Origin of the sequence: Synechococcus sp. F70.1, assembly GCF_047502745.1 — a bacterium.
Taxonomy (GTDB): domain Bacteria; phylum Cyanobacteriota; class Cyanobacteriia; order Thermostichales; family Thermostichaceae; genus Thermostichus.
Genome location: NZ_JANSJL010000061.1, coordinates 67,033 through 92,175, shown reverse-complemented (window position 1 = coordinate 92,175; position 25,143 = coordinate 67,033). Strand labels below are relative to the sequence as shown.

Genomic DNA, 25,143 nt, shown 5'->3' with positions numbered 1-25,143 from the left:
GGGTCTGTAACAGGAAAGTTCTTGGGGGATCCCCCCTCTTCAAACCGAGGCCTCCTGCCAGTCCAGCCGCTCCAGGGTGCGGGCCCGCTCCAGCGCCTGTTCAAAGCTCTCCAGCTTGGGCGAAATTACCAGCGGGTGGCCCACATGCGCCTGCACCGCCTCCTGGGTTTTCAAGCCATTGCCGGTAATATAGGCTACCGTAATCGCCTCGGGATCGAGCTGGCCGGCTTCGGCCAGGCGTTTGAGCACGGCAATGGTGGTGCCGCCAGCCGTCTCGGTGAAGATGCCCTCAGTCTCGGCCAGGAGCTTGATGCCGGCAATGATCTCGGGATCCGTGGCCGTCTCGATCTGGCCGCCGGTCTTGCGGGCAATCTCCAGGGCATAGATGCCATCAGCAGGGTTGCCGATGGCAATGGATTTGGCGATGGTGTTCGGCTTAACGGGAGTAACAAAATCCCGCCCCTCGCGGAAGGCCTGGGCGATGGGCGCACAGCCCCGGGCCTGGGCGCCGTGGAAAATAACCGGCTTTTCTGCCACCAGGCCCACCTTCACGAACTCCTGAAAACCTTTGTAAACCTTAGTGTACAGGGATCCCGACGCTAGCGGGATCACTACCTGATCCGGCAGTTGCCAGCCCAGTTGCTCCGCCACCTCGTAGGCTAAGGTTTTCGAGCCTTCTGCGTAGTAGGGGCGCAGGTTGATGTTGACAAAGCCCCAGCCGTAGCGATCCGCCACCTCAGCGCAGAGGCGGTTCACCTGGTCGTAGTTGCCCTCCACAGCCATGACGGTGGGCCTGTAGATGAGGGACCCTAGTACCTTGCCTGCCTCCAGATCCGCCGGGATGAAGATAGTGCACTCCAGGCCGGCATGGGCGGCAATGGCAGCCGTGGAGTTGGCCAAATTGCCCGTGCTAGCGCAAGAGACCGTGGTAAAGCCCAGCTCCTTGGCGCGGGTCAAGGCTACCGACACCACCCGATCCTTGAAGCTGAGGGTAGGCATGTTGACGGCATCGTTCTTGAGGTAGAGGTTTTTTAACCCCAGTCGCCGCCCCAGCCGCTCCGCTTTCACTAGGGGAGTCATGCCGGTGCCGACATCGATAGGGCGCTCCGAAACCACCGGCAGGAAAGGCCGATAGCGCCAGATAGACAGCGGCCCGGCCTGGATGCTCTGCCGGCTGACGACGCTCTTGAGCCAGTCGTAGTCGTAGACCACTTCCAGGGGGCCAAAACACACGTCGCACACGTGCTTGGCGACCGGCTCGTACTCGGCCCCACATTCGCGGCAGCGCAAACAGCTAAAGCCCACCTGCGGGTTACGCAAGGCAGAGTTGGAGGGCAAATCAGCAGAGCCAAGCAGGCGTTGGGAAAGGGTTGGCGTCATAGGAAGCCTTCAGCGGGAGAAAGGGATGGATCTGGCTTACCCAGCCCGAGGTCAATCCTATCACCCGCGATCTAGCCCGTCAACCAAACCCGACTAAAATAGTCTGGATTTGGCTCTGGCCAAGAGGCAGGAGGGTTCCTACCCTGGAGTGTCAAGTGACGAGCAAGGGACTGGCTGGCGCTGCTGGGGTCAAGGGCCCCCACAATCTCAGGCGTTGCCCCTCTCGCTAAACTGGAAAAACAAGCTGAAACAATCTGATGCCCTTTGGGATCCCGGTACTCACCAGCAGAAGCCAGCGTATGCTCAAAGTCGGACGGGACAACGTGGACTTTCTTGACCACTACGACGTGATCGTCGTGGGTGGGGGGCACGCCGGCTGTGAAGCGGCCCTAGCGTCAGCGCGACTGGGCTGTAGGACCTTGATGCTGACGTTGAACTTGGACAAGATTGCCTGGCAGCCTTGTAACCCCGCCGTGGGTGGCCCGGCCAAGTCGCAACTGGTGCATGAGATTGACGCCCTCGGCGGTGAGATGGGCAAAGTTACCGACCGCACCTATTTGCAAAAGCGGGTGCTCAATCGCTCGCGGGGCCCAGCAGTATGGGCCTTGCGGGCGCAAACCGACAAGCGGGAGTACGCGCGGGTGATGCGCTCGGTGGTAGAAAACCAGCCCAACCTGACTCTTCGAGAGGGCACCGTCACCGACCTAGTGCTGGGGCTCAACGAGGAAGTGGTGGGCGTGGTTACCCATTTCGGCAGCGTCTTCGGCTGTCGGGCAGTGATCCTGACCACGGGCACCTTTCTGGGAGGGCGCATCTGGATTGGCCGCCACTGGCAACCTGCTGGACGTGCGGGGGAATTTGCCGTCGAAGGCCTGACTGACACCTTGCGCCAACTGGGCTTTGAGACAGGCCGGCTGAAGACGGGCACCCCTGCCCGCGTGGATCGCCGCAGCGTTGATTTCTCCGTGATGGAGCGGCAGCCAGGGGATCCAGACCTACGCTGGTTTAGCTTTGACCCGGAGGTGTGGGTGCCGCGGGAGCAGATGGACTGCTACCTCACCTACACCACGCCGGAGACGCACCGCATCATCCGGGAAAACCTCCACGAGACTCCTGTCTACGGCGGTTGGGTGGAGGCCAAAGGGCCACGCTACTGCCCCAGCATTGAAGACAAGATCGTGCGCTTTGCCGACAAGGAGAGACACCCTGTCTTTATCGAACCCGAGGGGCGGGATCTGCCGGAGCTCTACATCCAAGGGTTCTCGACAGGGATGCCTGAGAAGATCCAGATCCAAATGTTGCGCTCCTTGCCCGGCCTAGAGCGGTGCGTGATGCTGCGGCCTGCCTACGCGGTGGAATACGACTATCTGCCGGCCACCCAGCTCTATCCCACCCTGATGACCAAGAAGGTGCAGGGGCTCTTCTGCGCCGGCCAGATCAACGGCACCACCGGCTACGAAGAAGCAGCAGCCCAGGGGCTCATTGCCGGGATCAACGCCGCCCGGTTGGTGCAAGGCAAACCCTTAGTCACGCTGCCGCGCGAGTCCAGCTACATTGGCACCCTTATCGACGACCTCTGCACCAAAGAGCTGCGGGAGCCCTACCGCATGCTCACCAGCCGCTCCGAATACCGCCTTATCCTGCGCGCCGACAACGCTGACCAGCGCCTCACTCCTTTAGGGCGAGAGTTGGGCCTCATCGACGACCGCCGCTGGGCTCTCTTCCAGGCCAAGCAGGCTCGTATTGCCGCCGAGATTGAGCGCCTGGAAACCCAGCGGGTTAAGGCCCACGACCCCGCCGGGATCCACCTCAGCCAACTGACTGGCCAGGGGATCAAAGGATCCGCCACCTTAGCTGAGCTCCTGCGCCGCAACCAGATCCACTACGCCAACCTGCTGGAGCTGGGGTTGGGAAATGAGGAGCTGGATCCCTTTGAGCAGGAGGCAGCGGAAATTGCCGTCAAATACAGCGGCTACATCCAGCGGCAACAAGCTCAGATCGAGCAGGTGAGCAAGCAGTACCACCGCCCCCTGCCTCCCGATCTGGACTACCACTCCATTCCCACCCTCTCCAAAGAGTCGCGGGAGAAACTGGCAGCAGTCCGGCCTCTGACCGTAGGCCAGGCCGCTCGCATTGGCGGCGTCAACCCTGCCGACATCAACGCCTTGCTCATCTACCTCGAGGTGAGACAGCGTCAGAGAGCGACGGCAGAACCTGTTGGCAGCTCGCGGTAATCTTTGCGCCCAGCCGTGTAGAGAGCAGGGATCTCCTCCAGCGCCATGCGCGAAGCCACGCCCAAATCCAAGGGGGAGACCTCCCCGCGCAGCCAGTGACAGAGGCCGGCTGCCCCAATCATGGCGGCGTTGTCGGTACAGAGGGCAACAGGCGGGATCACCACCCGCAGGCCCTTTTGCTGACCCGCTTCCAGAAGGCGAGCGCGCAGCTCCCGGTTGGCAGCCACCCCGCCAGTCAGCAGCAGGGTTGAGAGGCCAAGAGCTTCGGCGCAGGCCACTGCTTTTTCCGTGAGGACGCGCGTTAGGCAGGCCTGAAAGCTGGCGGCGATGTCGGCAATGGGCAGCTCCTGGCCTTCCTGCTGCAAGTGCTGGACGAGGCGCAGCACAGCCGTCTTCAGGCCACTGAAGCTGGTGTCGTAGGGGTGGTCTAGCTTGCCTTCCGGCAGGGGAAAGCGATGGGGATCCCCTTGTTGCGCCCAGCGGTCGATCTGGGGCCCCCCCGGGTAGCCCAGCCCCAACAGCCGCGCCACCTTATCAAAGGCTTCGCCGGCAGCGTCGTCGCGGGTGCGGCCCATCGTCTGGTACTCCCCGTAATCCTTCATCCAGATCAAGCTGGTGTGGCCTCCCGAAACCAAAAGGCACAGGCAGGGAGGTTGCAAGTCGGCTGTGGCCAAAAAGCCGCTGAAGAGATGGCCCTCCAGGTGATGTACCCCAATCAAGGGCTTATCGTAGAGCAGCGCCAAGGTCTTGGCCGCCATCATCCCCACCAGCAGGGATCCCACCAGGCCCGGCGCACAAGTTACGGCAATGGCATCCACCTCGGCTACGCCTAGCCCGGCCTGCTGCAGCGCTGACTCCAGTACAAATGGCAAAGTTTCCACATGGCGGCGGGAGGCCACCTCCGGCACTACGCCTCCGTAGGCTGCATGGAGGTCGATCTGGCTAGCCACCACCGAGCTGAGCTGCCGCGGGGCAAAGGTTGGCCAGGTTGGCTCCGCCTCCACCACCGCCACAGCCGTTTCGTCGCAACTGGTTTCAATGGCAAGGACACAGGCCATGGGAAAAAGGGGTGGGAATGCCTCAGGATCCTTAAGAATTGTGTGAGCTAAAACCCGAGATCCCTCCGGATAAGGCGCTCAGGAGTATGATACTAACCGTTTGGTGCTCGTTGCTTCACTGAGCATTCCTCCCCATTGAGTCCCTAGCTCAAGGACACATCCTGCCATGCGAACCCTTTTGAGTCTCCTTTTGGCCCTTTGCCTAGTGCTTGGCTTTACCCAGGCAGTGCAGGCAGAGCCTTTGATTGGCTTGAAGCCTTGTAGCGAAGTTCCTGCTTTCCAGGCTCTACGAGATCAGCGCCTGAGCAGCCTCGAAGAGAAAATCCGCAACGCTAGCCCTGAGTTGGCTCCCCTTTACCAGCAAAAGTTGGTCCAAACCGAAAAGCGTTTTGAGCGCTACAGCAAGCTGCTCTGTGGCGAAGAAGGCTTGCCTCACCTGGTTACCGATGGCCGCTGGAGCCATGCAGGTGAGTTTCTCATCCCTGGCTTACTTTTCCTCTACCTTGCCGGCTGGTTGGGCTGGGCAGGCCGCTCCTACCTAATTGCCGTTCGCGATAGCGAGGAGCCGGAGATGAAAGAAAGTATCATCGACGTCCCCTTGGCGCTGCGCTGTTTCCTCACGGCTTTGGCCTGGCCTGCCGCTGCTTTCAAGGAAATTGCCAGCGGTGAAATTCAAGCCCCAGAGGAGGCTGTTCCCGTCTCTCCTCGCTGAGGAAGGAACTGAGTCAACCCATTCCCTGTGAGAGGTCGATATGGCTGACTTCACCAAATTTCTCACCACCGCTCCAGTAGCCCTCATTTTGTTTTCCAGCTTCTTCCTTGCCCTGTTTATTGAGATCAATCGCTTCTTCCCTGACATTTTGACGTTCTAAATAAAGGGGTAGGGATCCCCACAGAGCCTCGGGGATCCCTGCTTCTCTTAGCCTGGACACAAGATTGCCTCATGCCTGAGTCCCCTGTCGACACTGCTCCCTCTGGCAAGGAATACATCACGGCCCCAGAAGGGGATCCGCAAATTGGCAACCTCCAGACACCGATTAACCACGCGCCTGCCGTTCGTCTCTTCCTAAGTTGGCTGCCGATCAACCGACCGGGAGCCAGTCCTATCTGGCGGGGTCTGGAAATTGGCATGGCCCACGGCTATTGGCTGGTGGGGCCCTTTGCCAAACTCGGGCCTTTGCGCAACGAGCCTATTGGCCTGCTGAGTGGCTTCCTGGGAGCTTGTGGTCTCATTTTGATCCTGACAGCGGCCCTCTCTCTCTACGGCACCGTCTCCTTGCCGCGCCATGGCGGGCCAGTCCAGGGATCCCAGGCCTGGAGCGAATTGGCTGCCGGCTTTTTAATAGGGGGAATGGGAGGAGCCATCGTTGCCTACCTGCTGTTGCTCAATGGCGATCTCCTGTTTCCGCTCTGAAAGAAAAAGCTGACGGTAGCTGCTCCCTGTCCTTAGAGGGCGCACAAGCTACAGACGGAGCTAACTTGAGCCTAGGCAAAATGCCTACCAGAAGAGATGTACCTGCCAACCTACTAGCCTAGCTAATCCACGTTAAGTCAGAAGGTTCGTTGGCAAGGTTGCCGATTATGCCACAAAGTAGCGAATAAGGTGCTCCGCACCGCTGTCGCCAACGAGGACTAGAGTGAAGCCCCCCTTTCGCTAAACAGTCGGGAGCAGTTTCCATGTCAGCAGCCGTGAGTGATCCACTCCTTGGACTTGATCCCAGTTCCGAAAGATTGCCGTCGACCGAGATCCGTCGCCTGTCGCCGGCTGCCTTAGCTTACTTGGGGGATGCCATTTACGAACTCCACGTGCGGCGGCAACAGTTGTTTCCCCCAGATCGCTTAGAGCGCTACCATCAGCGGGTGGTGAGGCGGGTGTGCGGCTCGGCTCAGGCCAAGCTGCTGTTAGCGCTGCTACCATATCTCAGCCCTGAAGAGCAGGCTATTGTCTGCTGGGGCCGCAATGGTTGCGGTCGCCCACCTCGGCATCTGCCCCTAGCCGACTATCAAAATGCCAGCGGCCTGGAAACCATCCTGGGCTACCTCTACCTCACCAATCCCGACCGCTTGCGCTCCATTCTTGCCCTCACCGATGTTTTGGCTGAGATGATTTAGGTCTTCCTCTCATGCCTAAGCCTTCTCGCCTGCGCAAGTTGCGGCGACCCACGGATTCCAAGCCCGAAGAGGAACAAGAGATTATCTACGGTCGCCAGACTTTACTGGCGGCCCTGCGGAGCGGTGCTACCCTCAACCGGGTTTGGGTGGTGCCGAGGCTACGGTATAGCCCCCAGTTTTTGTCGCTCTTGGAGGAGGCCAAAGCGCGCGGCACGGTTATTGATGAGGTCTCTCCCCAGCGACTAAACCTCCTTACGGGTGGAGCTAACCATCAGGGGATCGCCGCCCAGGCTACCCCTTATCGATACGTGGATCTAGAAGAGCTGGTGGAACGCAGCCGCCAGGCTAGCCCCCAGCCGGTGCTGGTGGTGCTGGACGGGATTCAGGATCCCCACAACCTAGGGGCTATTGCCCGTAGCGTAGAGGCGTTTGGCATGCAGGGGATGGTGATCCCGCAGCGGCGGGCGGCAGGGGTGACCGCGACAGTGATGAAGGTGGCAGCTGGCGCCCTCTCCACCCTGCCCGTGGCGCGGGTGGTGAACTTAAATCGCGCTCTAGAGTACCTTAAAGAGCAAGGGTTTTGGATCTATGGCACCACCAGCCAGGGAGCTGCCCCCGTCTATAGCGCCGACTTTCGCCGACCCGTCGCCTTGGTGATTGGATCGGAAGGGGAAGGCATTAGCCTGCTTACCCAGCGCCACTGCGACCAACTGCTGTCGATTCCCTTATCGGGCCGCACGGAAAGCTTGAATGCTTCGGTAGCAGCGGGCATCGTCCTCTACGAGATCCACCGGCAGCGCTCCCCTCACCAGCTCAAGCGCACTGAAACATTTCTCAACAAATTCTCAACAAACGCAGTAGAATCTAAGTGACTGCAGGCCGTTCCGAATGTTTGCTGGCACTTCTTAGCGGGGGATCGATCCTGTGAGCAACCCTTTGACTAGTCTTCTGAAGAGGTTGATCAGCCTCTTGGATAGGCTGCGCGGCTTAGCGGTTTGGATTGAGATTGCCACCGACGACTGCACCTACTATTACGGCCCCTTTACTAGCCTGGAGGAAGCAGAAGCGCACAAAGGCAACTACATCGCCGACCTGAAGGCGGAAGGGGTTCAGAAGATTGAGGTTCAGATAAAGAAAATGCGCCAGCCGCAGACGCTAACCGTGGCTCGCACCTCTTCGCAGGCGGGTTCTTGAGGGCCGTCATGGTTTACCAGATAACTGTCCATCACCGGGGCCAAACCTACCGCTTTCCTGCGGCGGCGGAGCAGACGGTTTTACAGGCGGCTCTTGAACACGGCATAGAGCTGCCCTCTTCTTGCCAAGCAGGTGTCTGTACCACCTGTGCAGGGCGACTGAAGTCGGGATCCGTGGCCCAGCCTAACGCCATGATCGGGCCCGAGCTCAAAGCTCAGGGCTTCGTCCTGCTGTGCGTAGCCTATCCTACCTCCGATCTGGAGGTGGAAACAGATCAGGAGGAAGAGGTCTATCGTTTGCAGTTTGGCCGCTAGCTCTGCCCTCCCTGGTTGGCGTGAGTTCAGCGTGAGGAACCTGTGAAGCTACATTTTCTGCGTCTAGCTTTGCCCCTGAGTTTGCCACTTTCTGCTGCTCAACTGGAGGGATCTCTTCTCCACCAAGTCGCCCGAGAGCTGGGGCAAACGGCCCGCCTCCTGCGCTGGAGTCTGACGGCGGTGGAGGGGGATAGGGTTTGGGTAGAGGTGGTGGCTACTACCGACAATGGCTACTAGATTCACGCTTAGCCAGCTTCTAGCCCCCTCTAAGGGGTTAGGAGCCAACAAGCTGATAGCTACCAGAAGTGCCCTCGTTAGCTTTTCTCGTTTAGCCAATGTCTGTATCTGAACCAGCTTCACCAGCTCCAACTTTGGCCGAGCAGCGCCCCCCTGTCGCCCTCACCATTGCCGGATCCGATAGCGGCGGCGGAGCCGGCATTCAAGCGGATCTGCGCACTTTTGCCTTCCAGCGGGTCCATGGCACTTCCGCCCTCACCTGCGTAACTGCCCAGAATACCCTGGGGGTCAACCGCGTGGATGCGCTGCCGCCAGAGGCAGTGGCTGCTCAAATTGAAGCGGTGGTGCAGGACATTGGGGTGCAAGGGATCAAAACCGGCATGTTGCTCAATGCCGAGATCGTGCGCGAGGTGGCCCGCCAAGTGGAGCGCTGGGCGCTGCAGCCACTGGTGGTAGATCCGGTAATGGTCTCCCGCACGGGGGCCAAGCTGCTGGCGGAGGAGGCCATCCAGGCCATCCGCGAGCGGCTAATTCCCCTGGCTCAGGTTGTTACCCCCAACCGCTACGAAGCCCAGATTTTGGCGGGGATGGAACTGCAGTCGCTGGCGGATATGGAGACGGCGGCCCGCCGCATCCACGCCCTAGGCTGTAAGGCTGTACTGGTCAAGGGGGGAGGCATGCCGGGAGAACTGCAGGGGGTGGACGTGTGGTTTGACGGCGAGCGGCTCGAGGTGCTCAAAAGCGAGCGGATCCTCACCCGCCACACCCACGGCACCGGCTGCACCCTCTCGGCAGCCATTGCGGCGCAACTGGCTTGGGGGAAGGATCCCCTGACGGCAACGCTGCTGGCCAAGGCCTATGTTACCGAAGCCCTGCGGCATCCTTTGGCCATTGGGGCCGGTCAGGGACCGGTGGGTCACTTCTACCCCCTTCTTGCCTCCTCTAGCTCCGACTAAAGCAGCGTCCGCACGTCCACCACTTTGCCGCTCACTGCTGCTGCCGCCACCATGGCCGGGCTCATGAGCAGAGTGCGCCCTGTGGGGGATCCCTGGCGGCCCTTAAAGTTGCGGTTGGAGGAAGAGGCGCTAATCTGCCGCCCTACCAAGCGGTCTGGGTTCATAGCCAAGCACATGGAGCAGCCGGGATCCCGCCACTCAAACCCCGCCGCCTCAAAGATTTCCCGCAAGCCTTCCTGTTCGGCCTCCTGCTTGACCCGCTCGGAGCCAGGCACCACAAACGCTTTCACTCCAGGCGCTACCCGCCGGCCTTTGGCAACCTTGGCTGCCTCCCGCAAATCGCTCAAGCGACCATTGGTGCAGCTGCCAATAAAGCAGACATCTACCGGCGTGCCTACAATGGGATCCCCTGGCCGCAAGCCCATGTAGGCGTAGGCTTCCCTAGCCAGTTCCCGCTCACTTTCTGGCAGCTCCTCGGGAGCCGGGATCCGCTCGTCCACCCCAATGTTTTGGCCGGGGGTAATCCCCCAGGTAACCGTGGGAGCAATCTCGGAGGCCTGAAACACCACCACGTCGTCATAGACAGCGTCGGGGTCGCTGGCTAGGCTTTGCCACCAGGCCACAGCCTCTTCCCAATCGGATCCTTGAGGGGCAAACTCCCGCCCCCGCAAATACTCAAAGGTCACGGCGTCGGGATTGACATAGCCGCAGCGGGCTCCTCCTTCGATGGACATGTTGCAGAGGGTCATGCGTTCTTCCATGCTCATCGCCTCGACAGTACTGCCGCCGTACTCGTAGGCGTAGCCCACCCCGCCTTTGACCCCCAGCTTGCGGATGATGTGCAGGATCACATCCTTGGCGTAAACCCCCGGCCCCAACGTGCCCTGCACCTCGATGCGACGCACCTTGAGCTTGGACAAGGCCAGAGTTTGGGTGGCCAGCACGTCCCGCACTTGGCTGGTGCCGATGCCAAAGGCAATGGCTCCAAAGGCGCCGTGGGTAGAAGTGTGGCTATCGCCGCAGGCAATGGTCATCCCCGGCTGCGTCAGCCCCAGCTCCGGCGCAATCACATGCACGATCCCCTGCCGGCCGGAGCCGCTGTTGTAGAAGCGGATGCCGTATTGGCGACAGTTGCGCTCTAGCTCCTGGATCATCTCCTCCGCCAAGGGATCCGCAAAAGGTCGCGTCCGGTTGTCTGTAGGGATAATGTGATCTACCGTCGCCACCGTCCGCTCCGGGAAGAGAACTGGCAGATTGCGCTCCCGCAGCATGGCAAAGGCCTGGGGACTGGTGACCTCGTGGATGAGGTGTAGCCCAATGAACAACTGCGTCTGCCCTGAGGGCAAGATCCGCACCGTATGGGCGTCCCAGACTTTGTCAAACAACGTCCTCTCGCTCATCTTCTTCTTGGGCCCGCAGCCAAGCTAATTTTTAGTCTGAACTACAGAGCTTTAATGTTCCACCGGTTATCAGGGCCTGTTGCCTGGCTAGGCTAGCTAGCAATTCTAGGGGGATCGAGAGGGTGGGGATCCGGCTCCAGCAGAATCCCAGTGGGAGCAAACTGGGTTACCCAGAAGTCCACCTCCGGAAAGCGGCGGCGCAGGCTCTCGCAGGCTTGAGCAGCCCCCTCCAGGCCGGCCATGAGCCCAAACACTGTCGGCCCCGAGCCCGACATCAGGGATCCCAACGCCCCTACCTCCAGCAAGGCCTGTCGTAATTTCCCCACGATAGCGTACTCGGCCAAAACTGGCTGCTCCAGGTCGTTGCGCAAACTGCGGGCCAAGGCCAGCAGATCCCGACGCTCCAGAGCAGCGAGGACTTGGGGCAAGGTCGACAGAGAGGCTCCAGCAGAAGGCAAGGAAGCGGCACGGTGAGCGCGAAAGGCTTGATAGGCCCAGGCAGTGGAGATCCCAAGGTGCTTGGGCTTGGCCAACAGCAGGGGGATCCCTTCCCAGTCGGCCAGCGGCTGTAAAACTTCTCCCCGTCCTGTGGCTAGCTGGGTGCCCCCCTGCACGCAAAAGGGAATGTCGGATCCCAAGCGGGCCGCCAAGTGCTGCAGTTCTCTGACCGTCAGGCCCAAGCCCCAGAGCTGGTTCAACCCCACCAGAACTGCCGCTGCATTGGCCGAGCCGCCTGCCAAGCCCGCCGCCACGGGGATCTGCTTCTCGATGTGGATCTCCACCCCCAGATTGGTCTGGCACTCCTTTTGCAGCAGCTCAGCCGCGCGGTAGGCCAGGTTGCGGGCATCTGCCGGCACTTCCGGGTGGTTACAGATTAGGTGGATCCCGTGGGGGCGGCGCTGGAGACGCACGCGATCCGCCAAAGCGATGCTCTGCAGGATCATGGCCACCTCGGAATAGCCGTCGGGGCGGGATCCGAGGATCTCTAGGTAAAGATTGATCTTGGCGCGGGCGACCAGGGTACAGGCTTGCATGGGAAAAAGCGAACAACATTTTCAACTCCCCTCAGCCCGTCCAGAGACTCGCTGGGGAGCTCTTCCAGCTTATCCCTGGCGGTGACCCGAGCTGGGGCCAGGGGGCCAGCTCTTTTTTGCGGCAGCTATCTAGAACTGATAGAGTTTTGGCACCGCTCTACCTCTTCCCCCTCCCATGAGCAAGCCCAAGGTCGGTATCCTCTACAACGACGCCAAGCCTGCCGCTAAACGCAGCAGCGAAACCCTTTCCCGCTGGTTTCAGGAGCAGGGGTGGGAAGTCTGTGTGGCCCCCAATTGGGGCGGCGTCCTCGGCTACGCCAAGCTTGACAGTCCCGTCTGCTTGACCAAGGTGGACAGCCTGGCCCCCGCCGGCTTTGACGAGAACATGAAGTTTGCCGTAGTGCTGGGGGGAGACGGCACCGTTTTGGCAGCAGCCCGGCAATTGGCTCCCAAAGGGATCCCCTTGCTGGCCGTGAACACTGGCCACTTGGGCTTTCTGACGGAGACCTACCTAACCCACCTAGAAGAGGCGGCCAAGGCAGCCATTGCCGGCGAGTACATTCTGGATCGCCGTAGCATGTTGCTGGTGCAGGCCTACCGCGACAACGAATTGCGCTGGGAAGTGCTTAGCCTCAACGAGATGGTGCTCCACCGCGAGCCTTTGACCAGCATGTGCCACTTTGAAGTCACCATTGGGGAGCACTCCCCTCTAGATGTGGCCGCCGACGGCATCATTTTAGCCACCCCCACAGGTTCCACCGCCTATGCCCTTTCTGCAGGAGGACCGGTCATCACTCCCAGCCTGCCGGTGCTGCAGTTGATCCCTATCTGCCCCCACTCGATGGCCTCACGGGCTCTGGTCTTTCCTGATTCGGAAGAGGTGTGGATCAGCCCCGCTAGCCCTCAGCCGCTGGTTTTGGTAGCGGACGGCAATGCCGGCTGCTACATCCTGCCAGAAGACCAAATTCGCGTCGTCCGCGCCCCCTACTGCACAGACCTGATTCGCCTACGCCGACCGGAGTTCTTCCGGGTCATGCGTGAGAAATTGGGTTGGGGCCTGACCTATGCTTCTAAGCCTACCTCGGTAGAGCTGCCCTAGCTTTCGCTTACTGCCTCTTAAGCTGCAGCTCGCCGCCCAACCACGGCGTAGAAAGGATCCCTGCCCCCTCCGGCCAGAAAGGCAAGCCAACTCAGGGGAGCAGGCCGCTGGATGACTTCGACGATCTCAAACCCCGGCACCGCCTCGAAATAGCGCTTGACCAGCTCCACCCGCTCTGCCTCTGAGCTGTCCCGCCAGGCCTGGATTGCCTTCTGGAAAAACATGCGATTGGAGAAGCTGACAATAAACAGGCCCTGGGGCTTAAGGATGCGATGCACCTCGGCAAACACTTGCTCCGGCTGCTGCAGGTATTGCACCGAAACCGCGTTCAGCACAGCATCAAAAGTGCAGTCCGGGAAAGGCAGGAGTGGGTTTTGGTTGAGGTTCTGGACGAAGAAATGGTTAAGCCGAGGGTTAGCCGCCAGTTCTTCGGCATTCATCCCATGCCCTTCCACATGGGCAAAATCCATCTCCGGCGGCAGATGGGAAACCCAACTGCTCATTAGGTCGAGAATGTGAGTTTGGAGCCGCAAGTAATGGCGGTAGAGATCCGTGAGCTGGCCGATGAAGCCAGCATCTACATGGGTTACGAAGCGGGGGTAGCTGTAGAAGAGGGCATCGTCGCTGGGATCCAACTTGGAGCGCTGCCAATCTTCAAGAACTGCCATGGCCAAAATCTCCAACGTCCTCCGAAAAGGAGCCAGGTAGCAGGACAAAAGGAGAAGTCTGCTTCTTGCCATTGACTTTGAAAGGCACAAGACCAACTCGGCTTCCCCGAGCCAGTCCCAAAGCCCCTCAGGCCAAGCCCTTGCGCAGCACCCCCTGCACCAGCAGCACTGACACCACCACAAACCCCGTCAAGAGCCCCAGGGATCCCGCTAGGGTGAGATTGCCCCAGGGAGCCTGTAGCACCACATCGGCAAAGCTCCAGGTGCTGGTGCGGTAGACGTGGCGAATTGGCTCGATGGCAAAGGTGAGCGGGTTAAGGCTGGCCACCCAGCGCAGCCAGGTGGGCATGAAGCTGAGGGGAGCCAAAGCCGTGCTGGAGAAGATCAAAGGCAAGTTGACCAGAAAGATAAAAGCCAGCAACTGCTGGTGCCCCGGCATGGCAAAGGCTAGGCCCAAGCTCAGGGCAGTGAAGCCCAAGACCAACAGGCCCACGATCAAGGCCACCACCGCCAAGCCCCGCACGTCTGGGATCCCGCCGCCGAGGACGTAGTCTGCCCCCACGATTGCCGCCGTCTGCAGCAGCGCCACGCTGACGATGAACAGGCTAGAGGCCAGCACGATGGAGAAGCGAGAGGTGAGGGGAGCCACCAGCAGTCGGTTTAAAAATCCGAACTCCCGGTCGAAAATCACCGGCACCCCGGCATTCAAAGCCCCGCCAAAGGCCGTAAACACGATCACGCCTGCTCCCAAAAACTGGGTGTAGTTTTGCCCGGCCCCAAAGATGCCAGTAGGGGCATTCTGAAACAAGGCCCCGAACAAAATCAACCAGAGCAGCGGCTGGATGATTCCAACCAGCAGGGTTACAGGGCGACGCTGCAGTTGGATAAACAAGCGGCGGGTGAGGGCAAAAGTTTCCTGCCAAAATTCTGCTGTCAAAAGGGGAATTGGGCTGGATTGAATTGGGGAAGCAGCAGAGGTCATACGAAGGCTCCTGCAAACTTGGTAAGGATTGGGAATCAGGGAAAAACTACTTTTTCTTGCCTAAGTTGGACTCGGCAGCTGCCAGCTCTGCATCCAGGAGGGTTTGCCCGGTTGCCGCCAAATACACGTCGTCCAGGCTGGGGCGAGATTGGGTACTGCTGAAGACCTCCAGCCCGTGGGCCTCAAGGTGGGCGCGGATCTGGCTGAGGGGATCCTCCCCATTCCGCTGCACCACCAAGTTGAGGGCATTGCCCTGGGCGCTGTTGATCACCACCTTTTGGACAAAGGGCAGAGAGGCCAGCAGTTCGGCACCCCGCTGGGCCAGTTCTGGCGGGGCAAACTCCTGCAGCTTGACGGTGATGCGCTCGCCGCCGACACGGGCTTTCAGCTCTTCTGGGGTTCCTTCGGCGATCACCTTGCCGCGGTCGATGATGGCCACCCGGTCAGCCAATAGATCGATCTCTTCCAGGTAATGGCTGCTGAGTACCACCGTGACGCCGGTGTTTCTAAGCTGGCGCAGAAAGTCCCAGATGGCCTGCCGGCTGGGGATATCCAGGCCCACCGTGGGCTCGTCCAAAACCAGCACCTGGGGCTGGTGGAGCAGCCCTGCCGCCAGATCTAGGCGTTTGCGCAGACCGCTGGAGTAGGTGCCGATGCGTTGGTCGGCACGGTCGGCTAGCCCCAGCAATTCAAGGACGGTGGCAATCCGCTCTCGGGCCAAGGACCGCGGCAGGTGGTAGAGGTCGGCCTGCAACTGCAGCAATTCTCGCCCCGTCAGCACCTTATCCAAAGCCACCTCTTGGGCAACAAAGCCCAGCTTTTCGCGTACTGCCCTGGGGTTTTCGTTGACCGGGATCCCGCACACCTCGATCCGGCCCGCGTCAGGGCGCAACAGGGTGCACAGGCAGTGCAGAGTGGTGGTTTTGCCGGCGCCGTTGGGGCCAAGAATGCCGTAGATCTGGCCGGGCTCTACTTGGAAGGAGACATCCGCCACAGCCACCGTGGAGCCGTAGCGCTTCTGGAGGTGTTGAACCAAGACCGCAGGGGTATTTGACATGGGCATCCACCTTTCGCTCCCTCTAGGCTAGCAAGCTGCATAAGAAACCGAGCCTAGGGCTCTCCTCTAGTCCTTGATTCACTGGACAATGAGGACTCGGTCCCGCTGACGCGAGCGCCACTGCGTGGCGTAACGAACTTTCTGCCTTGACGTGGATTAGCTGCGCTAGTAGACTTGCAGGTGCATCTTTATCTGGCAGGCACTTCGCCTAGGCTAAAGTAGGCTCCGTCTTTAGCCTGTGTGCTCGATCAAGAGCAAGGAGCAACTACCTGCAGCAAGGCCTACGGCCCGCTATCGCGATCGCGGGGAAGTCACACCTGCGGAGATCCCTCTGGCGGGGTAGTAGGTGTTAAGCCTACCACTAGCTACGGGTCGTGGAAGCAGGAAGAAAGCCTCAACCTGGATCAAAAGTCCGCTTTTGTCCGGGGTTGTATAAGTCTTTCAGAGCGGTATAGTGGTACAGGCCATTGGGGCAGGTTGCGGGCGGCAAACCCTTGCCAACTGTTGTGGAGATGAGTGCTGAAGCCAAAGCTTGCCTGCCGGCCTGGAAAGACCGAGCGTTCCCCAGAAAGGGGGGATCTGGTGCAGCCTTTGTAGCTTTAGTAGCCTTTGCCCTTGGCCTAGTCGGCTGCGGGGAGGCAACAACTCCGCCTAGCCCGCTAGAAAACGCCTTTTTGCGGGCCGATGACTTTGAAATTACGGGGGGATCCCCAACAGCAGGTGCGGTGGGGCCTTACCTCCAGTTCAACGTGCGGCGGCGGCGGGACAACCAGATCTTAAATCGCCCTTTTAACGTCTATGTGGAGAACGCAGGGCTGGCGGAAGGGCGACCTCCTCTAGTCGATAACCAAAACCGCCCCATCCTGCTCCAGCGCTCAGTGGCCTTTTTGGGCAATGGCCTGGATCTAAACAGGGATGGCCAGCCGGATCCACCTCCCCAGGATCCCCCCAGCCTCGACAGCGGCCCCTTGCTGCCCTACGCGCCCCCCAACACCTGGCAAAGCCGGGCCGTCCTCGCTTACGTCCCTGGCCAGGCCAACATCCCTGGACGTGGCCCCAGTGACCGCTTCGGCTTCTACTTTTCTTCCATCCTGCCCTACAGGGGGCAGCTTCGCTTTCGCATCCGCGACGAGCTGGGCAATGCCCCTGCCCGCCTCTTTGAGATTACTTATCCCCCAGCACCCAGCCGGGTCAATGTCACTGTCACCTTGACCAACGTCAGCGCCAGCGCCCAGGAACCCGTGCTCATTGCCATCTGCAACCAGTTGGGAGCTGCTGCCGTGGTGGGCTTGCGGAGCGGCACCTTTACCGAGCTAGTGGATCTTTTGCCAGCCCCCGGCTTGCCAGTGGAGCCCAGCTTGAGTGAGCCCATCCGCTACGTGGCCGAGGCCTATCAGTTCAACCGAGAGCGAGCTGTTATCCGCGTCTCCCAGAATCCTGAGGATCCCAGCCGGATGAGCGTTCCTCTCTTGGGATCCGAGGGCGCGACTGGGCGGGCCGACCTAACGATGGTGAGCGCTAGTGGGGATCGGCTCACCTGCTTTAACGAGCAGCTCTCTAGTCTGCGAAATATATTTTCCGACTTCTTTAGGTAAAAAAATTGCCACTTGGCAACCAGGCGAACCAAGGCAAGCTGGGGCATTTGCCCTGGTTTTGTTCATAGAAAACCTTTTGGCCTTTCTTTCCCCATCGGCAAAGTCCAGCCTGCCTTGGGTCTGCCCCCTTTTCCTGTAGGATTGATTGCGATATGCTAGTCTTCCATATCTCAAAAGGCGTGGACTGCTCCAAGACGGTTTCTTCACCCTATGAATCCGGCTCCCATCCTGAACGCAAGCTGGCACTTCCAAGAGCGGGATAGCTGTGGCGTCGGGTTTTTGGTAGATCGCCAGGGAAGAGCCAGCCACGAGCTGCTGCAAAAAACCCTCGCTGCCCTTGCCTGCATGGAGCACCGCGGCGGCTGCGGCGGGGACAGCCAAAGTGGGGATGGAGCCGGTATTGCCACAGCTATTCCCTGGAAGCTGCTGCAGGCAGATCTTGAGGCCATTCGAGCTTGGGATCCCAGCCGCAGTGCAGTGGGCATGCTGTTTTTGCCTCAGGATCCCGCTGAGTGCCAGGCAGTGCGCCAGCTCATCGACGACTACTTGGTGACCACGGAGTGGGGGCAGCCCATCTGGCGCCAGGTGCCAGTCAATCCAGACTGCCTAGGGCCGATGGCGCGGCAGACTCTGCCCTCCATCTGGCAGATGCTGCTTACTCACCCCACGCTGGAGGGAGACGAGCTGGAGCGGCAGCTTTACCTCTTGCGGCGGCGCCTGCGGCGACAGGTGGAGAGCCGGTTTGGCGTTCATTCCCTCTACTTTGCCTCCCTCTCCTGCCGGCTGATTGTCTATAAAGGCATGGTGCAGTCAGCCGCGCTGGGCCAGTTTTACCGCGATCTACAAAACCCCCTCTACACCACTGCCTACGCCACCTACCACCGCCGCTTCAGCACCAACACCCTGCCCCGGTGGTCCCTGGCCCAACCCTTCCGCTACCTCTGCCACAACGGCGAGATCAATACCTATCTGGGCAATGTCAACTGGATGGCTGCCCGCGAGTCCTCTTTGGCCCATCCCTTTTGGGGCGAGGCCATTGAGGAGCTCAAACCCGTCATTGACCCCGGCACCAGCGACTCAGCAGGCCTGGATGCGGTCTTCGAGCTCTTGATCGCCTCGGGCTACTCCAGCCAGCAGGCAATGATGGTGCTGATCCCGGAGGCCTACCGCCACCAGCCGGAGTTAGCCAATCGTCCCGAAGTGGCCGACTTCTACGAGTTCTTTGCCGGCCTGCAGGAAGCATGGGATGGACCGGCCATGGTGGTCTTCTGCGATGGCAAAACTATTGGAGCCACGCTGGATCGCAATGGCCTACGCCCGGCCCGCTACGCCCTTAGCCGCGATGGATTGCTGGTGGTCGCCTCGGAAGCGGGGGTGGTTTCCCTGCCGGAAGCCGAGATCCTAGAAAAGGGGCGGCTGGGGCCAGGGCAGATGCTCATGGTGGATCTGCAAAGCGGCCAGCTCTACAAAAACTGGGAGATCAAGACCCAGGTGGCAGCTCAGCACCCCTATGGGGAGTGGTTGAAGACTTACCGCGTTCAGCTTGCTAGACAAGACTTTGAGAGCGCCCCGCAGCTTACCGAGGAGCAACTCCTCCAGCTGCAGACGGCCTGCGGCTACTCCCTGGAAGACGTGGAGATGATCATCGAGGAGATGGCGGCCACAGGCAAAGAGCCGGTTTTCAGCATGGGGGATGATGCGCCGCTGGCGGTGCTCTCCACCCAGCCCCACCCCCTTTATGACTACTTCAAGCAGCGCTTTGCCCAGGTGACCAACCCCCCCATCGATCCCCTGCGGGAAAGCTTGGTGATGTCTTTGGACATGTACCTGGGCTCCAAAGGCAACCTGCTGGAGATCCGGCCCGAGCATGCTCGCCTGCTGCACCTACGCAGCCCCGTGCTCAACGAGGCGGAGCTGGCCGCCCTGCAGCGCACGCCCTTTCCTTGTCGCACGCTGCCGACCCTCTACCCAATCGCCGCCGGGCCAGCAGGAATGGCTGCCCAAGTGCGGGCCCTTTGCCAAGAGGCAGCGCAAGCAGTGCGGGAGGGAGCAGAGATCTTAATCCTCTCGGATCGGGGCCTCAGCGCTGAGCAGGCCTTGATCCCGCCTCTGCTAGCCGTGGGAGCCGTCCACCATCACCTCATCCAGGAGGGGCTGCGCCTACGCGCTTCTCTGGTGGTGGAGACAGCCCAGTGCTGGAGTACCCACCACTTTGCTTGCCTAATTGGCTACGGGGCCAGCGCCGTCTGCCCCTACCTGGCCTACGAGGCGGTGCGCCAGTGGTGGCACAAGCCCAAGACCCAGACCCAGATGGCCAGTGGCAAGCTGCCCCAGGTTTCGGTGGCCGAAGCCCAATTGCGGTACCGGGCAGCCATTGAGGCGGGGTTGCTCAAGATCCTCTCCAAGATGGGCATTTCCCTCCTCTCCAGCTACCACGGGGCCCAGATCTTCGAGGCCATCGGTCTCAGCCAAGAGGTGATCGACCTGGCCTTCCGCGGCACGGTGTCGCAGGTGGGGGGAATGACGCTGGCGGACTTGGCTTGCGAGGGTATGGTAAATCACCAGCGGGCCTTCCCCCAGCTCACCGTGAAAAAGCTGGAGAACTTTGGCTTTATCCAAGCGCGGCCTAAGGGCGAGTACCACATCAACAGCCCAGAAATGGCCAAGCTGCTGCACAGGGCCATCGCCTCTGGGCAGCCCGATCACTACGAGATCTACCGGGCCTATTTGCGCAACCGCCCCCCCACGGCCCTACGGGATCTGCTTGACTTTCGCAGCGACCGGGATCCCATTCCCCTGGAAGAGGTAGAGCCCGTTACAGCTATCTTCAAGCGTTTTACCACGGGGGGGATGTCGCTAGGGGCCCTCAGCCGCGAAGCCCACGAGACCCTAGCCATTGCCATGAACCGCATCGGTGGCAAGTCTAACTCCGGCGAGGGCGGAGAGGACCCAGAGCGCTACCTCCCCATCACCGATGTGACGCCGGAGGGGACCTCGGCGCGGTTCCCTCACCTTAGGGGCTTGCGCATGGGGGACAACGCCAGCTCGGCAGTGAAGCAGGTGGCCTCGGGCCGCTTTGGCGTAACCCCTGAGTACTTGGTCAACGCGCAGCAAATCGAGATTAAGATTGCCCAGGGCGCCAAGCCAGGCGAGGGCGGGCAACTGCCCGGCTCAAAGGTCAGCCCCTACATTGCCAAGCTGCGCCGCTCCAAGCCAGGGGTAACCCTGATCTCGCCGCCGCCCCACCACGACATCTACTCCATCGAGGATCTGGCCCAGTTGATCTTCGACCTCCACCAGGTCAACCCCCAGGCGCAGGTGTCGGTGAAACTGGTAGCGGAGGTGGGCATCGGCACGGTGGCAGCAGGGGTAGCCAAAGCCAATGCCGACATCATCCAGATCTCTGGCCACGAGGGAGGCACAGGGGCTTCCCCTCTCAGCTCCATCAAACACGCAGGCTCACCCTGGGAGCTGGGCTTAGTGGAGGTGCATCACGCCCTCTTGGAAAACGGCCTGCGGCAGCGAGTGATTTTGCGAGTGGATGGCGGCCTGCGCACCGGCTGGGAGGTGGTGATGGCGGCCATGCTGGGAGCAGAGGAGTTTGGCTTTGGAACCGTAGCCATGATTGCCGAGGGGTGCATCATGGCGCGGGTGTGCCACACCAACAACTGCCCGGTGGGGGTGACGAGCCAAAAGGAGGAGCTGCGCAAGCGCTTCCCTGGCACTCCAGATCAGGTAGTAACTTTCTTTACCTTTGTGGCCGAGGAGGTGCGCCAGATCCTAGCCCGCCTAGGCTACCGCTCCCTCAAAGAGGTCATTGGGCGGGTGGATCTGCTCTGCCCCCGCGCCGACGTGGCTTTGGAAAAAACCCAGTCTCTCCAGTTGGACTGTCTGCTGCGAACTCCCCCTGGCTTTGATCCCCACCGTCAGCCCGAGTGGCTAGAGCATGAACCGGTGCACTCCAACGGCCCGGTGCTGGACGAGCAGATCCTGGCCCGGCCTGAGGTGCAAAAGGCTATTGAGACCTGCGGCACAGCCACGTTGGAACTCCCCATCGCGAACACCGACCGCTGTGTGGGCGGGCGCATCGCCGGCACCCTGGCTCGGCGGTATGGGGATGGGGGCTTTGCCCAGCAGGGGGGGCTGTTGGATCTGCGCTTTGTGGGCACAGCCGGCCAGAGCTTTGGGGCCTTTGCCCTGGCGGGCATGCGCCTCACCCTGACGGGAGAAGCCAACGACTACGTGGGCAAGAGCATGTGCGGCGGCGAAATCGTCATCCTAGCTCCCCCAGAAGCCCCACGGGATCCGGCGGAAAACGTGATCCTGGGCAACACCTGCCTGTATGGAGCCACGGGCGGATCCCTGTTTGCCAACGGCCAGGCGGGAGAGCGCTTTGCCGTGCGCAACTCCGGTGCCCAGGCAGTCGTCGAGGGGGCTGGCGACCACTGCTGCGAATACATGACCGGCGGCGTGGTGGTGGTGCTGGGCCGGGTGGGCCGCAACCTGGGGGCAGGCATGACCGGCGGCCTGGCCTACGTGCTAGATGAGGAGGGCAACTTCCCCGCCAAGGTCAACGGCGAGATCGTGCGCATTCAGCGGGTGCAAACCGCAGCAGCGGAAGCGCAACTCAAGGGCCTGGTCCAGGAGCACTACCGCCGCACCCATTCCCCCAAAGCTGAGCGCATCCTCAAGAACTGGGAGCGCTACCTCCCTCTCTTCTGGCAGGTGGTTCCCCCTTCCGAAGAGGGCAGTGAGCTAACGGATCCCGCCCGATCCCAGCCAGCGGCAGTGCAGTCGTAGGAGTTTCAGGGTCTGTTGGTAACACTTCTTATCCCCACGGCAGCTAAGGGAACTGGTAAACTGCGAGGGTGTAGCTGGTTTTTATCTGTTTTAGCTACCTATGAGTTCCAGCCTGGAAGCCGCCAAGATTCAGGCGCGAGTACCCAAGGAGACTATCCTGACACCGCGCTTCTACACCACCGATTTCGAAGCCATTGGCAAGATGAGCCTAGGGGATCGGGAGGCCGACTTCCGAGCCATTCTGGAGGAGTTTCGCGCCGACTACAACCGCCACCACTTTGTCCGCGGCGAGGAGTTTAACCAAGACTGGGAAAGTCGCCTCGATCCGGAGGCGCGTCGGCTGTTTGTGGAGTTTTTGGAGCGCTCCTGCACGGCAGAGTTCTCCGGCTTCCTCCTCTATAAGGAGCTCTCCCGCCGGCTGAAGGAGACTAACCCAATTTTGGCCGAGTGCTTTGCCCTCATGAGCCGGGATGAAGCCCGCCACGCCGGCTTCCTCAACCGGGCCATGGGCGACTTCAACATGGCCTTTGATCTAGGCTTTTTGACCAAGCACAAGTCCTACACCTATTTCGCGCCCCGCTTTATCTTCTACGCCACTTATCTGTCTGAGAAGATTGGCTACTGGCGCTACATCCTCATCTACCGCCACCTAGAGGCCCATCCTGAAAACCGCATCTACCCCATCTTCAATTTCTTCAAGAACTGGTGCCAGGACGAGAACCGGCACGGCGACTTCTTTGCCCTTGTGCTTCTTAGCCAGCCACGGCTGCTCAGGGGATGGGTAGCTGAGCTCTGGTGCCGCTTCTTCCTGCTGTCGGTGTTTGCCACCATGTACCTCAACGACGTGGGCGAGCGCCCGGGTTTCTACCGCCTCCTCGGCCTGGATCCCCATGTCTATGACATGGAGGTGATCTACAAAACCAACCGCGAGGCGGCTAAGGTGTTCCCAGTGGTATTGGATGTGGAAAACCCTGAGTTTGTGCGGCGGCTGCAGAAGTGTATAGCCAACAACGCCAAACTGAGGGAGATTGAACGGGGATCTGGCCCCTTCAAGGGTCTGCGCAAGCTGCCGCTTTACCTCAACAACGCCTACCAGTTCCTGCGGCTGTTCTTACTCAAGCCGCGCAAAGCTGGCTTCTACCTGTGGGAGGAGCCAGAGCCTCGTTTTGAAGGAGCAGCCGTTTCCGCCTAAGCCCTCTTGCCCTAGCTGGATACCCGTACAGCCTTGCTAGGTCAGCCATGAACATTGCTGCTGAGATTACACCGCTCTTTTTGCTGGGAACGCTGGCCTTTTTGGGTTGGGGCTTCTGGCGAGCCCGCCGGCGGGGATCCCTAGCCGTCTGGATGTGGCTGCAGGGATCCCTGCTCCTTTTGCCGTGGGTGATCTTCCTGGGGCTGCTGCTGGTGGGAGTTTACCTTAACTTTGCCGGCTTCTTGCTGCTCTTGCTGGTGTTTACGGGGCTCTACATTGCTGTGGGGCGCAAAACCCGCCAGTTGGCCCAGCAGGAGCTGCAAGCGCGGCGACAGCAGTTGGCTAGTTTAGAGGGGCAACCAGAAGGGGCAGCAGAGGCGTCGACCCAGGCTGCGGCGGAGCCAGCAGGGTTTCTGCGCAAGATCTCCGCCGAGGATTTGCAAGCTATCCAATCCATCTTCAGCCTGGACACCTTTTTTGTTACTGAAACCATCCCCTATGGGGAGGGGGCCATCTTTAAGGGCAACCTCCGCGGGGACGCCGAGGTGGTCGTACCCCTACTGGTGGAAAAGCTCAAAGAGCGCGTGGGCAGCCGCTACCAACTGTTTTTGGTCGAGGATGCCTCGGAAAAGCCGGCGGTGGTGGTTCTGCCGGACGAGATAGTTAACTACCGCGCTTCGAGGGGAGCCCAGATTCTGGCCGCAGGCCTAATGCTAGCTAGCTTTCTGGCCACCCTAGAGGTGGGGGCCAACTTGCTGGGCTTCCGGCTGTTGGAGGCGCCAGGGCGCTGGGTGGAAGCTCTGCCCGTGGCAGCTGGGATCTTTGCCATTTTGCTGGTGCACGAGACCGGACACCGCTGGATGGCCGGCAAGTATGGGGTGCGCCTCAGCCCCGCTTTTGTTATCCCCAGCCTAGGGATTGGCACCCTGGGATCCCTAAACCGGATCCAATCGCCGGTGCCCAACCGCAAGGCCCTCTTCGACATCGCCTTTGCTGGACCAGCAGCGGGCGGCCTCCTTTCCTTGGTGGTGCTGCTGGTTGGCCTGAAGCTCTCGGGCACCGGGGGCGTGTACGTGCCTACGGAGATCTTTCGCAGCTCCATCCTGGTGGGCACCCTGGCGCGGCTGGTGCTGGGATCCCAGCTGCAGGCGGAGCTGGTGCCCATTCACCCCTTCGTGGCCGTGGGCTGGATTGGGCTGGCCATCACCGCCTTGAGCCTGCTGCCTGCTGGCCAGTTGGACGGGGGTCGCATTGTGCAGGCCGTGTATGGGCGTAAGACAGCAGCCCGCGCCACGGTGATTACCCTCATTGCGTTGGCCGTGGCAGCCATCAGCAACGTCTTGGCCCTCTACTGGGCGCTGCTCATTCTCTTTATTGCTCGGGAGCCGGAGCGTCCCCCGCAGGATGAGATTACGGAAACCGACGGCCAGCGGGATGCCTTGGCGCTGCTAGCCCTCTTTTTGATGGTGATGACCCTGCTGCCAATTGCCCCCGCCTTGGCGGGCTTCCTCAACCTCCCTAACGGCTAAATGTCGCTGCCAGGAAAAGGCTTGGGCCCCAGCCGAGAGGACCAAGAAAAGCACCTGCAGGCCCTGCTGGTTCAGGCTGTCCACCATCACCAGCGGGGGCAACTGGAAGAGGCCATCTCCCTCTACCAACAGGTGTTGCAGGCCCGGCCCGCCCACCCGGAAGCGCTGCACCTTTTGGGGGTCTGCCGACAGCAGCAGGGAGTCCTGGAGGAAGCCATTGCCCTGATGCAGCAGGCCTTGGCGCAGCAGCCGTGGTTTCCCGACGCCCACTACAATCTGGCAATTGCCCTCAAGCAGGTAGG

The 25,143-nt window shown here is 60.7% G+C and carries 23 protein-coding genes; 16 read left to right on the top strand and 7 right to left on the bottom strand.

Annotated elements, in window-relative coordinates; genetic code table 11:
• Window positions 1-39: 39 nt before the first annotated feature.
• Window positions 40-1,380: a threonine synthase gene (gene thrC / locus NW860_RS06630; RefSeq protein WP_414513192.1), complete on the bottom strand. Its 1,341-nt coding sequence runs from the start codon at window positions 1,378-1,380 to the stop codon at window positions 40-42.
• 299 nt (window positions 1,381-1,679) lie between these two features.
• Between thrC and mnmG the strand changes: the two genes are divergently transcribed.
• Window positions 1,680-3,614: a tRNA uridine-5-carboxymethylaminomethyl(34) synthesis enzyme MnmG gene (gene mnmG / locus NW860_RS06625; protein ID WP_414409872.1), complete on the top strand. Its 1,935-nt coding sequence runs from the start codon at window positions 1,680-1,682 to the stop codon at window positions 3,612-3,614.
• On the opposite strand, the gene tsaD is transcribed toward mnmG, so the two are convergent.
• Complete coding sequence (tsaD, locus tag NW860_RS06620; protein WP_414513190.1) at window positions 3,575-4,672, bottom strand: tRNA (adenosine(37)-N6)-threonylcarbamoyltransferase complex transferase subunit TsaD; 1,098 nt, start codon at window positions 4,670-4,672, stop codon at window positions 3,575-3,577. The two genes, mnmG and tsaD, sit on opposite strands and share 40 nt — an antisense overlap.
• Before the next feature lie 166 nt (window positions 4,673-4,838).
• Between tsaD and NW860_RS06615 the strand changes: the two genes are divergently transcribed.
• From NW860_RS06615 to thiD, 9 genes are all read left to right on the top strand, one after another.
• The gene (locus NW860_RS06615) at window positions 4,839-5,384 is read left to right on the top strand and encodes a Photosystem I reaction center subunit III (RefSeq protein WP_414409870.1); all 546 of its coding nucleotides are present in this window, start codon (window positions 4,839-4,841) and stop codon (window positions 5,382-5,384) included.
• 40 nt (window positions 5,385-5,424) lie between these two features.
• A complete protein-coding gene (locus NW860_RS06610) occupies window positions 5,425-5,544 on the top strand; it encodes a Photosystem I reaction center subunit IX (RefSeq protein ID WP_099812540.1) in 120 nt (39 codons plus the stop codon).
• Between the two features lie 71 nt (window positions 5,545-5,615).
• Window positions 5,616-6,086 (top strand): photosystem I reaction center subunit XI, encoded by a 471-nt coding sequence (locus NW860_RS06605; RefSeq protein ID WP_414394693.1) that lies wholly within the window; start codon window positions 5,616-5,618, stop codon window positions 6,084-6,086.
• 317 nt (window positions 6,087-6,403) lie between these two features.
• On the top strand, window positions 6,404-6,784 hold the full coding sequence (locus NW860_RS06600; protein ID WP_414394695.1) for a ribonuclease III domain-containing protein: 381 nt from the start codon (window positions 6,404-6,406) through the stop codon (window positions 6,782-6,784).
• Window positions 6,785-6,795: 11 nt separating this feature from the next.
• Window positions 6,796-7,656: a 23S rRNA (guanosine(2251)-2'-O)-methyltransferase RlmB gene (gene rlmB / locus NW860_RS06595; RefSeq protein WP_414513188.1), complete on the top strand. Its 861-nt coding sequence runs from the start codon at window positions 6,796-6,798 to the stop codon at window positions 7,654-7,656.
• A 64-nt stretch (window positions 7,657-7,720) separates the two neighbouring features.
• Entirely contained in the window at window positions 7,721-7,978 is a 258-nt protein-coding gene (locus NW860_RS06590) for a DUF1816 domain-containing protein (protein ID WP_414394699.1), read from the top strand.
• Between the two features lie 8 nt (window positions 7,979-7,986).
• Window positions 7,987-8,292 (top strand): 2Fe-2S iron-sulfur cluster-binding protein, encoded by a 306-nt coding sequence (locus NW860_RS06585; RefSeq protein ID WP_414394701.1) that lies wholly within the window; start codon window positions 7,987-7,989, stop codon window positions 8,290-8,292.
• 42 nt (window positions 8,293-8,334) lie between these two features.
• Window positions 8,335-8,529, top strand: coding sequence for a hypothetical protein (locus NW860_RS06580; protein ID WP_414421009.1), 195 nt, complete (start codon window positions 8,335-8,337; stop codon window positions 8,527-8,529).
• A 98-nt stretch (window positions 8,530-8,627) separates the two neighbouring features.
• Complete coding sequence (gene thiD, locus NW860_RS06575) at window positions 8,628-9,485, top strand: bifunctional hydroxymethylpyrimidine kinase/phosphomethylpyrimidine kinase (RefSeq protein WP_414422781.1); 858 nt, start codon at window positions 8,628-8,630, stop codon at window positions 9,483-9,485.
• On the opposite strand, the gene leuC is transcribed toward thiD, so the two are convergent.
• Both leuC and ispE read right to left on the bottom strand, forming a co-directional pair.
• Window positions 9,482-10,885 (bottom strand): 3-isopropylmalate dehydratase large subunit, encoded by a 1,404-nt coding sequence (leuC, locus tag NW860_RS06570; RefSeq protein ID WP_414410784.1) that lies wholly within the window; start codon window positions 10,883-10,885, stop codon window positions 9,482-9,484. The genes thiD and leuC overlap by 4 nt on opposite strands.
• 92 nt (window positions 10,886-10,977) lie before the next feature.
• Complete coding sequence (gene ispE / locus NW860_RS06565) at window positions 10,978-11,919, bottom strand: 4-(cytidine 5'-diphospho)-2-C-methyl-D-erythritol kinase (RefSeq protein WP_414513185.1); 942 nt, start codon at window positions 11,917-11,919, stop codon at window positions 10,978-10,980.
• Between the two features lie 175 nt (window positions 11,920-12,094).
• On the opposite strand from ispE, the gene NW860_RS06560 reads away from it, so the two are divergent.
• Complete coding sequence (locus NW860_RS06560; RefSeq protein WP_414394708.1) at window positions 12,095-13,018, top strand: NAD(+) kinase; 924 nt, start codon at window positions 12,095-12,097, stop codon at window positions 13,016-13,018.
• Between the two features lie 17 nt (window positions 13,019-13,035).
• Here the strand turns inward: NW860_RS06560 and NW860_RS06555 are convergent, their stop codons facing one another.
• From NW860_RS06555 to NW860_RS06545, 3 genes are all read right to left on the bottom strand, one after another.
• Window positions 13,036-13,686: a class I SAM-dependent methyltransferase gene (locus NW860_RS06555; RefSeq protein ID WP_414513183.1), complete on the bottom strand. Its 651-nt coding sequence runs from the start codon at window positions 13,684-13,686 to the stop codon at window positions 13,036-13,038.
• Window positions 13,687-13,813: 127 nt separating this feature from the next.
• Window positions 13,814-14,668 carry an ABC transporter permease gene (locus NW860_RS06550; RefSeq protein ID WP_414394712.1) on the bottom strand — a complete coding sequence of 285 codons (855 nt, stop codon included), beginning with the start codon at window positions 14,666-14,668 and terminating at the stop codon, window positions 13,814-13,816.
• 46 nt (window positions 14,669-14,714) lie between these two features.
• Window positions 14,715-15,731 carry an ATP-binding cassette domain-containing protein gene (locus tag NW860_RS06545; RefSeq protein ID WP_414513181.1) on the bottom strand — a complete coding sequence of 339 codons (1,017 nt, stop codon included), beginning with the start codon at window positions 15,729-15,731 and terminating at the stop codon, window positions 14,715-14,717.
• Between the two features lie 506 nt (window positions 15,732-16,237).
• Between NW860_RS06545 and NW860_RS06540 the strand changes: the two genes are divergently transcribed.
• The 5 genes from NW860_RS06540 to NW860_RS06520 form a co-directional block, all read left to right on the top strand.
• Window positions 16,238-17,320 carry a hypothetical protein gene (locus NW860_RS06540; protein WP_414513179.1) on the top strand — a complete coding sequence of 361 codons (1,083 nt, stop codon included), beginning with the start codon at window positions 16,238-16,240 and terminating at the stop codon, window positions 17,318-17,320.
• 210 nt (window positions 17,321-17,530) lie between these two features.
• Complete coding sequence (locus NW860_RS06535; RefSeq protein WP_414513177.1) at window positions 17,531-22,120, top strand: glutamate synthase-related protein; 4,590 nt, start codon at window positions 17,531-17,533, stop codon at window positions 22,118-22,120.
• Between the two features lie 100 nt (window positions 22,121-22,220).
• Window positions 22,221-23,312, top strand: coding sequence for a magnesium-protoporphyrin IX monomethyl ester (oxidative) cyclase (gene acsF, locus NW860_RS06530; RefSeq protein ID WP_414394720.1), 1,092 nt, complete (start codon window positions 22,221-22,223; stop codon window positions 23,310-23,312).
• Window positions 23,313-23,359: 47 nt separating this feature from the next.
• Window positions 23,360-24,841, top strand: a complete 1,482-nt coding sequence (locus tag NW860_RS06525; protein WP_414513175.1) for a site-2 protease family protein — start codon at window positions 23,360-23,362, stop codon at window positions 24,839-24,841.
• 21 nt (window positions 24,842-24,862) lie between these two features.
• A partial coding sequence (locus tag NW860_RS06520) for a tetratricopeptide repeat protein (protein ID WP_414513173.1) occupies window positions 24,863-25,143 on the top strand: 281 nt, incomplete at its 3' end.

Coding starts and splice junctions, on each gene's coding strand:
- NW860_RS06560 (WP_414394708.1), top strand. CDS start 12,095: ATGAGCAAGCCCAAGGTCGGTATCCTCTACAACGACGCCAAGCCTGCC.
- NW860_RS06615 (WP_414409870.1), top strand. CDS start 4,839: ATGCGAACCCTTTTGAGTCTCCTTTTGGCCCTTTGCCTAGTGCTTGGC.
- thrC (WP_414513192.1), bottom strand. CDS start 1,380: ATGACGCCAACCCTTTCCCAACGCCTGCTTGGCTCTGCTGATTTGCCC.
- thiD (WP_414422781.1), top strand. CDS start 8,628: ATGTCTGTATCTGAACCAGCTTCACCAGCTCCAACTTTGGCCGAGCAG.
- NW860_RS06545 (WP_414513181.1), bottom strand. CDS start 15,731: ATGCCCATGTCAAATACCCCTGCGGTCTTGGTTCAACACCTCCAGAAG.
- rlmB (WP_414513188.1), top strand. CDS start 6,796: ATGCCTAAGCCTTCTCGCCTGCGCAAGTTGCGGCGACCCACGGATTCC.
- NW860_RS06550 (WP_414394712.1), bottom strand. CDS start 14,668: ATGACCTCTGCTGCTTCCCCAATTCAATCCAGCCCAATTCCCCTTTTG.
- tsaD (WP_414513190.1), bottom strand. CDS start 4,672: ATGGCCTGTGTCCTTGCCATTGAAACCAGTTGCGACGAAACGGCTGTG.
- NW860_RS06610 (WP_099812540.1), top strand. CDS start 5,425: ATGGCTGACTTCACCAAATTTCTCACCACCGCTCCAGTAGCCCTCATT.
- mnmG (WP_414409872.1), top strand. CDS start 1,680: ATGCTCAAAGTCGGACGGGACAACGTGGACTTTCTTGACCACTACGAC.
- NW860_RS06525 (WP_414513175.1), top strand. CDS start 23,360: ATGAACATTGCTGCTGAGATTACACCGCTCTTTTTGCTGGGAACGCTG.
- acsF (WP_414394720.1), top strand. CDS start 22,221: ATGAGTTCCAGCCTGGAAGCCGCCAAGATTCAGGCGCGAGTACCCAAG.
- NW860_RS06555 (WP_414513183.1), bottom strand. CDS start 13,686: ATGGCAGTTCTTGAAGATTGGCAGCGCTCCAAGTTGGATCCCAGCGAC.
- ispE (WP_414513185.1), bottom strand. CDS start 11,919: ATGCAAGCCTGTACCCTGGTCGCCCGCGCCAAGATCAATCTTTACCTA.
- leuC (WP_414410784.1), bottom strand. CDS start 10,885: ATGAGCGAGAGGACGTTGTTTGACAAAGTCTGGGACGCCCATACGGTG.
- NW860_RS06535 (WP_414513177.1), top strand. CDS start 17,531: ATGAATCCGGCTCCCATCCTGAACGCAAGCTGGCACTTCCAAGAGCGG.
- NW860_RS06605 (WP_414394693.1), top strand. CDS start 5,616: ATGCCTGAGTCCCCTGTCGACACTGCTCCCTCTGGCAAGGAATACATC.
- NW860_RS06540 (WP_414513179.1), top strand. CDS start 16,238: ATGAGTGCTGAAGCCAAAGCTTGCCTGCCGGCCTGGAAAGACCGAGCG.
- NW860_RS06585 (WP_414394701.1), top strand. CDS start 7,987: ATGGTTTACCAGATAACTGTCCATCACCGGGGCCAAACCTACCGCTTT.